11 protein-coding genes and 1 pseudogene are annotated in these 13,105 nt (G+C 63.3%); 3 read left to right on the top strand and 9 right to left on the bottom strand.

Going from position 1 to position 13,105, the window contains the following annotated elements; all coding sequences use genetic code 11:
* Window positions 1-2 precede the first annotated feature (2 nt).
* Window positions 3-707, bottom strand: a complete 705-nt coding sequence (locus tag A3AC_RS0116360) for a haloacid dehalogenase type II (RefSeq protein ID WP_025600138.1) — start codon at window positions 705-707, stop codon at window positions 3-5.
* A gap of 124 nt (window positions 708-831) precedes the next feature.
* Here A3AC_RS0116360 and A3AC_RS29255 point away from each other — a divergent pair.
* Window positions 832-1,682 (top strand): annotated as a pseudogene (locus tag A3AC_RS29255) (LysR substrate-binding domain-containing protein).
* A 42-nt stretch (window positions 1,683-1,724) separates the two neighbouring features.
* Here A3AC_RS29255 and A3AC_RS0116370 read toward each other — a convergent pair.
* The 8 genes from A3AC_RS0116370 to A3AC_RS0116405 form a co-directional block, all read right to left on the bottom strand.
* Window positions 1,725-3,527 (bottom strand): NAD(P)/FAD-dependent oxidoreductase, encoded by a 1,803-nt coding sequence (locus tag A3AC_RS0116370; protein ID WP_025600139.1) that lies wholly within the window; start codon window positions 3,525-3,527, stop codon window positions 1,725-1,727.
* 84 nt (window positions 3,528-3,611) lie between these two features.
* Entirely contained in the window at window positions 3,612-4,778 is a 1,167-nt protein-coding gene (locus tag A3AC_RS0116375; RefSeq protein ID WP_025600141.1) for a sigma-54-dependent Fis family transcriptional regulator, read from the bottom strand.
* Between the two features lie 261 nt (window positions 4,779-5,039).
* Window positions 5,040-5,732 (bottom strand): PqiC family protein, encoded by a 693-nt coding sequence (locus tag A3AC_RS0116380; protein WP_025600142.1) that lies wholly within the window; start codon window positions 5,730-5,732, stop codon window positions 5,040-5,042.
* On the bottom strand, window positions 5,729-7,357 hold the full coding sequence (locus A3AC_RS0116385) for a PqiB family protein (protein ID WP_025600143.1): 1,629 nt from the start codon (window positions 7,355-7,357) through the stop codon (window positions 5,729-5,731). The genes A3AC_RS0116380 and A3AC_RS0116385 overlap by 4 nt, the downstream gene beginning before the upstream one ends.
* Window positions 7,350-8,012 (bottom strand): paraquat-inducible protein A, encoded by a 663-nt coding sequence (locus tag A3AC_RS0116390; protein ID WP_025600145.1) that lies wholly within the window; start codon window positions 8,010-8,012, stop codon window positions 7,350-7,352. The genes A3AC_RS0116385 and A3AC_RS0116390 overlap by 8 nt, the downstream gene beginning before the upstream one ends.
* A 15-nt stretch (window positions 8,013-8,027) precedes the next feature.
* Window positions 8,028-8,708, bottom strand: a complete 681-nt coding sequence (locus A3AC_RS29260) for a paraquat-inducible protein A (RefSeq protein WP_084515479.1) — start codon at window positions 8,706-8,708, stop codon at window positions 8,028-8,030.
* An 89-nt stretch (window positions 8,709-8,797) separates the two neighbouring features.
* The gene (locus A3AC_RS0116400; protein WP_025600147.1) at window positions 8,798-9,742 is read right to left on the bottom strand and encodes a DUF2950 domain-containing protein; all 945 of its coding nucleotides are present in this window, start codon (window positions 9,740-9,742) and stop codon (window positions 8,798-8,800) included.
* Between the two features lie 19 nt (window positions 9,743-9,761).
* On the bottom strand, window positions 9,762-11,042 hold the full coding sequence (locus A3AC_RS0116405; protein ID WP_025600148.1) for a DUF3300 domain-containing protein: 1,281 nt from the start codon (window positions 11,040-11,042) through the stop codon (window positions 9,762-9,764).
* A 591-nt stretch (window positions 11,043-11,633) separates the two neighbouring features.
* On the opposite strand from A3AC_RS0116405, the gene A3AC_RS0116410 reads away from it, so the two are divergent.
* A complete protein-coding gene (locus A3AC_RS0116410; RefSeq protein WP_025600150.1) occupies window positions 11,634-12,083 on the top strand; it encodes a YMGG-like glycine zipper-containing protein in 450 nt (149 codons plus the stop codon).
* Between the two features lie 8 nt (window positions 12,084-12,091).
* Entirely contained in the window at window positions 12,092-13,099 is a 1,008-nt protein-coding gene (locus tag A3AC_RS0116415) for a SphA family protein (RefSeq protein ID WP_025600151.1), read from the top strand.
* The last annotated feature ends 6 nt before the right edge of the window (window positions 13,100-13,105 follow it).

Here is a 13,105-nt window from a genome sequence, read left to right on the forward strand (position 1 = left end):
AGTCACCAGCCGAGCGAAGCAAAAAGCGCCGGCACCTGATCCAGTGTAGAGAGCGTTGCATCAGGCGTGTAGTCGGATAGTAGCGTACGGCCTGTTGCGCGGTCGATCCATACACAGCGAAAACCGATGTCACGCGCGGCCGCATGGTCGAGATGCGGACTCGCGCAGATATGCACGACGTCGTCGCGTGTCACGCCCAGCTGCGCGTGCGCGTAATCGAACAGCCGCCGGTTGGGCTTATAGGCACCCGCCTGCTGGGCGGTAATAACCCGGTCGACGAAACCGCCCAGTTGCGCGACGTTGCCGGCAATGATGTCGTCGTCGGTATTCGACACGATGCACAGGCGATAACCATCGTGCTTGAGTCGCCGCAATGTGTCGACTACTTCCGGAAACGGCGGCATGGCCGAGATGCGGTCGGTCAATGTGCGGATGTCCTCTGCGTCACCGGGCAAGCCGAGTTCGGCGAGTGCAAGACGTAACGCGGCGGCTGCCACTTCGCGAAACGAGCGGTGTGGTGCAGTCTGCTCGAGCGCGTGTTCGTGCCGGTCATACACCGCGATCAGTTTCGCTGGATCGACGTGGTCAGCACGCCTGGTCTGAAGAATCTCGCATACCGCGGCCTGCAGGCCTTCGTCCCATTGAATCAATGTGCCGTAGCAGTCGAACGTGAGCCAGCGTGGGCGCGCGGTGTGATCCAGTGACATGAAGTGTGCTCCTGAAGTGAGTCGGTCCGTGAATGGCCTCAAGGTTAGGCGCATTGACGGTTATTGGAAAATTAAATTAATCTCTCGACGTCAGTTGCATCGCAAATAACCAAGCGAGCCCATCATGCTTGATCTCGACCTGCTGAATACGCTGATTTGCGTGGTGGACGAAGGCAGCTTCACGCGTGCCGGCGAGCGCGTGCATCGCACGCAATCTACCGTGAGCCAACAGGTTCGACGGCTGGAAGAAGTGGTCGGCCGCACCTTGCTGATGCGGGACCGCACGGGCAATCAGGTGACGGCAACCGAGCACGGCGAACTGCTTGCGCAATACGCGCGGCGCCTGCTTGCGTTGGCACAGGAGGCACAAGACGCGCTCACGAGCGACGTGGCGGTCACACCGCTTCGCATAGGTGTGCCCGAAGATTTCGACGCACGCCGCATGTCGGCCATGTTGTCGGGCTTTGTCAAGACGAGGCCGGGCGTTCGGCTCGAAACGGTGGCCGGCATGAGTGCCGACCTGCAACGCAGGCTCTCCAGTGGTGAAATAGAAATTGCGCTGATCAAGCGCGAGCCGGGAAGCGGCGAGTGTCTTGCCGCGTGGCCGGAGTCGCTCGTGTGGGTACAAGGGGCGAATGCACAAGCGCCGGAACCGTCTTCCGACGAACCCATTCCGCTCGCGCTTTTCCGCAAGGCTGCGTGTACAGGCAGCGCGCGATTCGCGGCCTCGACAAAGCGCATCGGCGTTGGCGCGTCGCATTTGGGAGCCATAGCCTGACAGGCATTCAGGCAGCGGTTTCTTCTGGCCTCGGCATTTCGGTTCTGCCCACTACAGCAGTACTGCCCGAGCATCGCTTATGCAACGGCTTTCCCCCTTTGCCGCCGACAGAGCTTGCGCTCGTCAGCTCCGGCGGCGTGCTGAATGCGCATCAACGCGCGCTGGTCGACTTTCTTCTCGAGGAAATGAGTGCATAGAAAGGCCGGCAAATAGACGAGCCGGCCACCATACTTTCCTACCTACGAGAGGTGGTGAACTTGCTGCAATCCATAAACCGGTGTCGGAATGCCTTCCATGCGAGCCTTCAGTTGCAAGGACAGATACTGCGAGTAATGACGCGACTGATGCAGATTGCCGCCATGAAACCACAGCGCCTGCTGTTGAGTCGGCTTCCACATGTTGCGCTGTTCGCCTTCCCACGGCCCGGGGTCTTTGGTGGTGTTCGAGCCGAGCCCCCACACTTTGCCGACCTTGTCGGCCACCTCGCGTGAAATGAGGTCGGCGGCCCAGCCGTTCATCGAGCCGTAGCCGGTTGCGTACACAACGAGATCCGCTTGAAGTTCGCTGCCGTCGCTGAGCAATACCGAATGTTCTTTCAATTCGACAACGTCGACGCCGCTTTTGAGCTTGATCTTGCCGTCGGCGACGAGTTCGGATGCGCCCACGTCGATGTAATAGCCCGAGCCGCGACGCAGATACTTCATGAAGAGGCCGGAGTCGTCGTCGCCGAAATCGAGCATGAAGCCGCTCTTTTCGAGGCGCGCATAGAACTCGGCATCGCGCTCGCGAATCGCGTTGAAGACCGGAATCTGGAACTCATGAAGAATCGCGTACGGAATGGATGCGAAGGTAAGATCCGCCTTCGCGGTTGTCATGCCCGCGGCCACCGCGCGCTCCGAATAAAGATCGCCGAGCGCGAACTCCATTAGCGAATCGGACTTCACGATGTGCGTGGACGAGCGCTGCACCATCGTCACGTCCACACCTGCTTCCCATAGCGCCGCACAGATGTCGTGAGCCGAATTGTTCGCGCCGATCACCACGACCTTCTTGCCGTGATATGCGTCCGGCCCTGGATGCTGCGACGAATGATGCTGTTCGCCCTTGAACACATCCATGCCCTTGAAGCTGGGAATATTCGGCTTGCCGGACATTCCAGTGGCAAGCACGAGCTGCTTCGGGCGCAGTGTGACTGGCTGTCCGCCACGCTCGACTTCGACGATCCATTCGCCATTCGTTTCATCGTAGCGCGCCGATTTGCAGACCGTCGACCCCCAGTAGTTCAACTCCATCACCTTCGTGTACATCTCGAGCCAGTCGCCGATCTTGTCTTTCGGCGTGAAGACCGGCCAGTTGTCGGGGAAGGGCAGGTAAGGCATATGGTCGTACCACACCGGATCGTGCAGGCAGAGCGTCTTGTAGCGCTTGCGCCATGCATCGCCAGGCCTTTCGTTCCTGTCGACGATGATAGTCGGCACACCCAGCTGCCGCAGCCGGGCACCGAGCCCAATGCCGCCCTGGCCGCCGCCGACAATCAGGCAATACGGCTGCTCGGAACTGCCGAGCGCTTCCAGCTCCGCCTCGCGCCGTTCCTTCCAGCTGGTGCGGTCGCGGCGCGCGCCGTGTTCGGCACCCATCGGCCGCAGCGGCCCTTTGGGCTCTTCATGACCCTTTAGCTCGGCCATCGCCGTGAGCAAAGTCCAGATACGGCCCTCCTTCAGGCGAATGAAGCCGGTGCCGCGCGCGACGGCCGTTTCGAATGTGATCCAACCTTGGGTGACGCCATCCGCTTGCGTTGCCGGTTCGCTATCCGCGAGCCGTAGCCTGGACGGTTTGACTGTGGCCAACTGCGCATTGAGCATCGCGGCGATCTGCTCGCGACCCTCGAGCGTCTTGATGTTCCAGGTGAACGCGACCAGATCGCGCCAGTAACAGTCGGGCTGGAACAGCTCGAGGGCCGCCTCTGTGTCGCCGCGTTTCAGCGCGGCCTCGAGGCTCTCCAGTACATTGGATATTGCCTGATTTGCAGTGTTTTCAGACATGGTTGCTCCTCCATACGAAACGGATAGTTGAACTTCGGTGGGAACGCGGGTTCTGTGCCCGCTAGGGGAATCGGTGCGGAGCCGCTAGCACTTGTGCGGCGGCAGAATGCGCAGCTTCGCGATGCGTCTGTATAACGTCGCGCGTGACATGCCCAGTGCCTGCGCGGCCAGGTCGGTGCGCCACCTGGCGTCGTTCAACGCGTCGACGATGCGGCTTCGCTCGAGCGCGTCGGTTTCCGACATAACCGCTGCATCGTGCGGCACGTCGCTCTCGCGGGTCGCGCTCGTGTCGCGCGGCGCGGCGTTGCTGCGTCTGGAGATGCGCGCAGCGGACGGTGCGCGCACTCGCGCAAAGAGCGGCGAGCCGGTTTCGTTCAGTCTGAGCGAAACGAGGCCGCGGTTTGCCTTTACGTCGAACAGACGCTCCGGCGGAACGTCGAAGAGCTCCGACACGTGACGAGGCAGCTGATTGAGCGCGGGCACGCATTCGCGCGCTCGCCGGTTCGCTGCAACGGCGTGGCCGCGCGCGTCGATGGCGATCAGGATCTCCGGCTGCGCTTCGACATAATGGCGGTTGCGATGCGCGAGCAATACCCAGCAGTCGGCTGCCGCGTTGAGGAAGTAAGCGTCCTCGATGAGCAGCGCGCTTTGCCGCACGATGTGGTTGACGAGCCGCTGGCTTTCGCGTTCATCGGGTGAGCGCACGGCCGATGCATCGAGCACGCCGAGCAATTCGCCGTGCAAACCGAAAATAGGCGACGCGCTGCATGTGAGCGTAGTGAAGGCCGCGCGAAAATGATCGCCGCGATGTACGGTGATTGGCTCGGCGTCCAGCAACACGGTCGCAACGCCGCAGGTGCCTTCATCGCTTTCGGACCAGCATGAGCCGAGATAGAGTCCCGCGCGCTTGAAGTCGTGGCGGCGGTCCTTGTCGACCCGGTAGTCGATCGTCACGCCTTGTGCGTCGGTCAGCATCACGCAATAGTCTGCTTCGCGCACCATCTCATGCAGGCGCGACAGACATTGGCCGGACGCGCGCAGAAACGACTCCTCGCGATGCTGCACGTCGCGCAATTCGGGCACCGTGAGAATGCGCGGACCGGCGGTCGCGCCGGGGTCCAGATGATATTGCTCGAGCGAGCGCTTATACGACGACGCGAGGCGCTTGCCGTCGGCGCCCGGACGCTGCGTCCGTCCTTCTATGACGTTGCATATGCGATCGATATGTCTCGTGGACGGAACGTAGGGCATGACGAGCCTCCGGACGAACTGAGCGCGACTGGGTGCCGGAGACGTTCTGCGCTACGTTGCACCGTCTGTCTCCGAAGCCTGAAACGTACGGTACGTTTGTAGCATGCATGAATCGGGAGATCACACTGCAGTGCACCATGGTCCCCGCTGAGAATTTTTTCTCAAGCGCGAAGAGCTACGCAATGCGCCGCACGAGTTTGCTACGAGCGATATCAACCGGCGGTTTCTATCGAAACAAGTGGCGCGCTGCACAGGGCCCTATTACACGGGACACGCTGTCGAGGTTTGACCCGCTACGAGGCGACGGGCGCGCGCCTCGGCGTCGAGGGCACGAATCGCGTCGGCAACATTTGCCGAGATTTGCTGAAGCGCCTTCCGATGCCCGGCGACCAGCGCATCGTTGCCCGCGCTGACCGGTTCGCTGACGATGCTGCGGCAGGTCAGCCCCGCCTGGTCGGATAGCCCGCGCACGCTCCACACCGCATCGATCAGCGCATGCGAGCCCGGCCAGGACTCGAAGCGCTGCACGTTCATGCTGACACGGTAGACCGGTACACCGGCAGGGCGCGGCGAGCGCGCGACGTCGAGCGTATCGAGACGCTGCGCGAGTTCCTGCGAGAGCGCCTGGCGGATTTCGTCGGCCGGCAAAGAAGCCCAACGCGTTTGCTCCAGCACCTTCACGCGATTCGCGCCGGTCTGCATGACAAAGGCCGTTCTTGCGATTTGCGCGGGCACGTCGACGGCCGCAACGTCGATCAGCAGCGTGGGCGGCACAGCACTGCGACTCTTGCTGAGCGGAATGCCGCCGACCAGCGTATAAAAACCGCTCGGCGGCGACGAACACGCGCTAAGCGCGGCCACGCCTGTCAATCCCGTCCACGCCGCCAACGCGGCCAACGCCGCGAGTGAACGGCGCACTCCTGACACGCTCCGGCGGCCCTCATGGCGGCTCATGGCTGATCTCCTGTCTTGCCGCGCACAAGCGATTCCGGATGACGCTCCAGGTAATCGGCCAGCGCATTCAGCGACTGCAGCGTACGCGTGAGTTCCTGCAACGCCTGATGCATGTCGGACTGCATCGGTGAGTCCTGTTTGAGCGTGGCTTCGGCGGAACTGAATGTTTGCCTCGCGGCCGCGAGCGTGTCGCGCGCTTGCGGCATCACCTCCGTGCTCAACTGCGCGAAGAGCTTGTCGGCATTCTTCAGCGAGTTGTTCAGATTGGCGCCGATCTGATCGAATGGAACGCGCTCCAGCTTCTTCGCAATCTCGGCGACCTGCGTTTGCAATGCGTCGAGCGAGTTCGGGATGGTCGGCAGTTCGAGCGGGTCGCGCGTAGCGTCGAATCTGACGGGCGCGGCTTTGGGGAAAACGTCGAGCGCGACATATAGCTGACCCGTCAGCAGATTGCCGGTGCGCAACTGTCCGCGCAGACCGCGCTCGACGAGTTGCCGCAGCAGTTGCTGGCTTTCGGCCGTGCCGAGTTCGGGAACCGGCGTGCCGTGAGCCCGGCGCTTCAGGCGGTCGGGATACAGTTCGATCGTCACGGGCATCGTGAAGCTACGCGTCTGCGGATCGTAGTCGACGCCGATATCCGTCACCTGGCCGAGCACGATGCCGCGGAAGTCGACGGCCGCGCCCACCGACAGGCCGCGCAGCGACTGATTGAATTTCATCACGGCGCGCATGGGAGGGCCGTCCGGCGCGCGCATCGCATCGGCTTCGTCGGAGGCAAGACGGAAGCTCGTATAGTCCGCTGCCTGCGGTCCCGGCGCCTGGCCGGGCGGCGCGCGGAACGACAGGCCGCCAACCAGAATCGACGTGACGGATTGCGTGTTGACGACAAAGCCGTTGGAATCGAGCCGCACGTTGACGCCGCTTGCATGCCACCAGCGCGAGTTGGTGCCGACATACTGATCGTATGGCGCTGCCACGAACACCTGCATCGTCACGCCCTTGCCGTCCTTGTCGAGCGAGAGGCCGTACACCTGGCCGACCTGCACGCGCCGGTAGAAGATGGGCGAGCCGATGTCGATAGAGCCCAGCGAATCGCCATGCAGCGTGAAGCGATGGCCTTTCTGGTCGGCGGTAACGGGCGGCGGCGCCTCGAGTCCGACGAAGGTGTCGTACGTTTCTTTCGAGCGGCCCGCGTCTACGCCGATATAAGCGCCTGAGAGCAGCGTGCCGATTCCGCTGACGCCGCTCGCGCCGATCCGCGGACGTACCACCCAGAAGCGCGTGTCCTTCACCGCGAAGTCTTCGGCCTGCTTGCTCAGTTGCACCGTCACCTCCACATGCGAATGATCCTTCGAGAGCGTGATCGCCTTGACCGCACCGATCATCACGTCCTTGTACTTGACCTGTGTCTTGCCAGGTTCGAGACCTTCAGCGTTGTTGAAACTGATCGTGATCTGCGGGCCGCGTTCGGTGACCGACTTGACGACGAGCCCGATGCCGACCAGCGCCGCGATGAGCGGCACCACCCAGACGAGAGAGGGCAGCCAGCCGCGGCGCGGCTCGATGCCAGGATCGGGCGCGTCCGGCATGTCCGGTGGCGTGGCAGGGTCTTGCGTGCTATTCATGAGGCGCCTCTGTAACGGGGCGGGACGTGGGCGGGTTGCCGCCCTCGACGTTGTCCCAGATGAGTCGCGGGTCGAATTGCATGGAAGCCAACATCGTGAGGATCACTACGCAACCGAACGCCAGCGCGCCGGGTCCCGCGGTGATCACCGCGAGCGATTCGAAGCGCACCAGCGCGACGGTCAGCGTGATGACGAACACGTCGAGCATCGACCAGCGGCCGATGCGCTCCACGACCCGGTACAGCTTCACGCGTTCCATCGGGCGCCATGCGGAGCGGCGCTGCGCGCTGGCGGCGAGCAGCACGAGCACAGTGAGCTTGAGCATCGGCACAAGAATGCTCGCAACGAACACGATGATGGCGAGCGGCCACGACCCCGAGGTCCAGAAATAGATCACGCCGCTGATGATCGTGTCGTCTTCCGAGCCGACCAGCGACGAGGTATGCATGACGGGCAGCAGATTGGCCGGCACATACAGAATCGCGGCCGAGATCAGCAAAGCCCACGTGCGCGAAAGGCTGTCGGGATTGCGGCGATGCAGCGGCGCGCCGCAGCGCGCACAGTGCTGCGCCGCGTGGCCTGGCGTGCGGCGCGCGACGCGCCCGCATGCGTGGCAGGCGAGCAGTCCGGCATGGGATGCAGTGAGTGTCTTCATCGCGTTGGCCAGTGTTTATGCCGTGCGCCGCACGGCGCGGCGCTTTCCGGCGAGTGGCGGCGCCTGTGGCCCTTTTGCCCCGCGCGACGCGTTCGGAATTTCGTCTGCGAGGTCCCACAGCGTGCGCGGATCGAACATGACGACGAGCACGAGCATCAGCGTCAGCGCGCCGAATGCGAACAGTGCCGCGCCGGGAATCACGCGGGCGAGACTAACCATCTTCCCGATCGTGACGAGCACGCCGAGCATGAAGACCTCGATCATGCCCCACGGCCGCACGAACTGGATTGCGCGCAGTACGCGATTGAAGCCAGGCGGCACATAGCGTTGACGAATCGCGACCAGCACGTACAGCAGCGCGGCGAGTTCGGTCAGCGGGAACAGCACCGTCGAGCAGAACACCATGGCCGCGACCAGTTGCATGTCCTGGTTCCAGAGCGCGACCAGCGCACCAAACAGGCTGGTGCGCGACGTAATACCGCCGGTTTCCAGTTCGAGGATGGGAGAGCCGAGTGCGATCACGAACGTGAACAATGACGCAAGCGTCAGTGCGCAAATGCCGTCGAGCCGGCGCGACATACCTCGGTACAGGATCGCGCCGCAGCGCAGGCAGCGCGCGCATGACTTTCCGCTGAGGCGAGGCTTGCTGAACAGCGCGTCGCACTCGTGGCAGGCAATCAGGTTTTCGTCGTTCATGCGGACATCGGCGTCAGTATCGGCGATGACGGCGGCACAGCGCCGCTGTCATCGCTGGTTGCGTCACTCGCGGCGCACGCACGGCACATTCACGGCACTACGGGCTGCCATGACGGATCGGGATCGAACGATCTGAGCGCCGCGGCTTTGCGCGACGAATCGTGCCCGAGGTTCTTCTGATAAACCTGGCCATCCTGATTGATGATGAAGCTCATCACGCCGGTCTTGCCATATTCCGCAGGCCACGCAACGAGGGCATAGCCTTTGGCCAGCGTGCCATTCTCCCCATAGTCGAGCGCACCGCCTTTCGCATGCGGACCCTGCGCGCCCAGAATGCGGAAGTGATAGCCGTGGTAACCGTCCTTGCTGACCGAGCCGATTTTCGGCATCGCGGCTGCGAGCGGACCGAGGGGGCTCTCCGCTTCGCCGGCAGCGGTGGGCCAGTAAAGTCCGTCGCGCTGGCCGGGCGTGCTGATCAGGCGCTGCGCGTAGTGTCCAGTTAACGTGCGGTAATCGCGCTGCGCGTCGAGATAGGCGAGCGAGGTCATGATCGCCGCGCGTTCGTTGCGGCCGATCCGGCGCGTGAGGATTTCGTCGCTGCCCGCCGCGGGATCGAAGCGCCAGCCGCTTTCCGCCTGCACGAGCGGAATCGGCAGCGTCCAGCCGCTCGTGCCGACCGACAGATGCTTGCTTGGGCGGCCGTGAAGCGGCTCGGCGTCGTCGATTATGCGGTGGCCCGCAGCCCACGCGCCCAGGAAGTCGTAGATGTCTTCCTCTCCGACGTCCTTCGACGGAATAAAGCGGTTGTAGTACTTGCCGAGCACGTGCTGCATCGCCGCGTGGTCGTTGGTGGCGAGCGCGTCGACGAAGGCGTTCACGGCGGCGTCCGGGGTCGGATAGACAGCTTGCGCGTGCGCCGGTGCAGTGCTGACGAACAGCGCCGACAGCGCGAGCGCCGTGCGGGCAAGATGACGGGACAAGCGCTGTGCGGTGACTTTCGCGACGCAAGCGCGAATCGATTCGATGTGGTTCATGAGCGGCTCCTGGTATCGTTCAACGTTGGCGTCCTAAGTGGCGCTGTCCGCCGCCGCCCGCTCCAAAACCGCCATGTGGCTGTGCGCCGCCTGCACCCGCCGCATTGTGTGGTTGCCCTCCGCCGCCGCCGCCGAAGCCGACGCGTTCCTGGCCACCGGCGCCGCCAAAGTCATTGCGCGCGCCGGCCTGCGCCTGGCGACTCGCTTGCCCGCGCTGAATGTCCTGCTGCGCGGCCGCGCCGTTGCCTGCGCCGCGCAGCGCGTTGTCGCGGTTCACGTTCTGCGCGCGGGCCTGAATGTTGCCGGCGTTCGGGCTGCCATGCTGAATGCCGTGCAGACGCTCGCTCGCGCTGCCGCCCAGGTTCTGCCCGGTGCGGTTCTGCAACGCCTGCTGCGCCTGCGCGCGCGAGGCGGACACGTCGCGCCCACGGTAAGCGTCGCGCTGCACGCCGCCGGGATTCGCGGATGCATTGCGGTTGAACGTGGTATCGCGGTTCCATCGGGTCGTGTTGCTGTTGACGTCGAGGCGCCGGTTCACGTTGATGTTGTTGTACCGGTTCACATTGATGTTGACGCTGTGGTTGTTCCAGTTGACGTCGCTCCACAGCGCGCTCGTAATCGCGACGCCCACGCCGAACGCGAGGCCGGCAGCGAGTCCGCTCGCCGCCGCATAGCCAGGGGGCGGCGGCACATAGACCGGTGGATAGGCAGGGTAGGGCCACGTGCCATACACCACCGTTGGGTTATAGGTGGGCACGTAGACGACCTGCGGGTTGGCCGGCACGATCTGAATGGTGCTCTGCTCGACAATGACCTTTTGCTGCTCACTGGTCTTGAGGTTGCCTGCCTGCTGCGCCTGTTTACGCAGACGCTGAACGGAGTCCATCACGTCGTTCGGCTGCGCGAGAAATGCATTGCCGAGCTGTGCGACCCAGTCGGGCTTCGAGGCCATCGTCGCAAGCACCTGGGGAAACGCCACCAGCGATTGCACGCTCGGGTCCCACGGCTCGCCGGCGACTGCTCTTACCGCGTCGTCGCCCTTGACGTTGGGGTTGGACCTCGACCAGGAGGCAGCCGCCGCAATGTCCTGCGGGAAAGTGGACGCCATCAGCACTTGCGCGAGCAGTGCGTCGGGATAGAGCGCGACGGACGCAGTCAGCGAATCGAGCTGCTGATTCGACATCTTCGCAGTGGTTTGCGCATGGGCCGCGGGAACCGCGGCATCGAACATGACCGGCGAGCCGGCCAGTATGGCAAGCGCGATCAGCGTTGCCCTCTGGTGTGCGCCTGAGCGTTTCACGATGAAATCTCCGTGTTTCGAAGTTGCACGTCTCGTTGTGGTGTGGGTGAGAGCGAACCCGGCTTGCACGCCCGCGCATGAGCTTCTTGCGTCGTCAGCGGCGTGACAAGCATCGGACTGCGAAATGCCATGGGTCTGAACCAGATGTTTTGCGGCAAGACGTGAGGCCCTTGTGTGGAATGCTTCGGCTCTTTCAATGGCGAGATTATTAGCTCCCTTCCATACGGAATTGCAATGCTTGAGCCAAACAAATTCAAGTTGAAGTTGGCGACAGGATGACCTAAGGCAGCGCTATTCAGGAAGGATGCCAAAGTAAGCAAAGCGGGTCCGGAAAAATACAGGTATATCTAATCATAGGCTTGCTTTTAGCAATGGCCTTTCCTATCTTCGATGCGAGGGGCATTGCTGGTGACGTGCATCGTAGCGCACGAATCAGTGCGCGCAGTGTTAAGTAAAGCTGATCGCGTTTAGCTGCAGTGCTCTCGGTGGCAGGAATCCTGTTAAGTAAGATGCTTTACGTTCGAGCTGCGCCGGTCCCGGGTCATGCCGCCAACGTCGAACCCATCAGCTTTCCTTAAGACAAGGATTCAAATGAAGCGATTCGCCGCAGTGGTTCTCGCAAGTGCGAGTGCGCTCGCCTTTGCTCAGAAACCGGCCACATATCCCGCGCATGGACAAAGTCAACAGCAGCAGATCTCGGACGACGGCGCGTGTTACGCCTGGGCGAAGCAGAGCACCGGCATCGATCCGGCTGTCGTCGCGCAGACGCCCCCGCCACCAGCGGGACCAACCGGCGCGCGCGTCCGGGGCGCGGCGCGAGGCGCGGCCGCCGGCGCACTGGTCGGCGAAGTGAGCGGCAATGACGCCGGCCACGGCGCCGCGGTGGGCGCAACCGCGGGCGCGCTCGCCGGCGGCGTGCGCAGCCGTCAGCAGCACGCAGCACAGGCGCAGGCCGCCGCGTCGTCCCAGCAATCGGCGATGAACACCTATTGGCATGCGTACGGCGCGTGCATGCAAGGCAAGGGCTATACGGTCCAATAGGGGGCGGCATGAAGGCAATTGCATCGACGCAGCGCGCCTCGGCGCTGGAGAGACTCGGCGCATCGCGTCCGGCGACCCGGGGGACGGCGGCGCGCCTCGCTCTCGCCGCGGCGGCGCTCGCGTGCGTCCACGCCAGCGAGTGCGTCGCAACAGAAGGCGGAGTGGGCAGACCCGTTACCGGCGAGCAGGTGTCGCCGTACGCAGGCGTGGTGCCGCCCACCTCCGACTGGATCGTTTCTTTTGCAACCATCTACTACGAAGGTTCGCTCGGCGCATCGAAAACGGTGCCGGTGTCGGGAAATGTCACGCGAGGTCTCAACTATCAGGTGGTCTACACGATCGCGGACGTGCTGAAACCTTGGGGTGTCACGTGGGGCGGATGGAATTTCGCCTCGCTCGTCGGCGTGCCTGTGCAGTACACCCATGCGTCGAGCTTCAACGGCATCCTTCCCAACGATCACTCGACTGAGTTCGCCGATCTGTTTTTCGTGCCGGTGATCGCGGGCTACCATCTCACGAAGACGGACCACGTGGCACTCAGCGTGCAGATTTTTGCGCCGACGGGTTCGTATAGTACGAGCCGTCTCGCCAATGCCGGCGAGAACACGTGGACCTTCACGCCGACCATTGCGTACACGCATCTGATCCCTTCGGAGAATATCGAACTGACGGTCAACTACGGTATCGGCTTCTATACGCCGAACAGCAGCACGCACTATCACAACGCGCCCGTCAGCGTGCTCGATATGCTCGCGCTCAAACGTTTTCAGAGCGGGTGGGGCGTGGGCGTGGTGGGCGGCTATATCCAGCAGCTCGCCGACGACAGCGGCGGCATCGCGGACCGGGTCGGCGGCGCGCGCGGCCACGCCTGGGGCCTGGGTCCGATGGTCACGTGGTCGGGCAAGGTGTCGAAAACGCCGGTATCGGCCGCGCTGCGCTGGGTCAACGAAGTGCAGGCGAGCCACCGGCCCAGGGGCAACTCGGTACAGCTTTCGGTCAGCGCGACGTTCGAGTAGCGCCGA

Origin of the sequence: Burkholderia sp. WSM2230 (genome assembly GCF_000472445.1) — a bacterium.
Classification (GTDB): Bacteria; Pseudomonadota; Gammaproteobacteria; order Burkholderiales; family Burkholderiaceae; genus Paraburkholderia.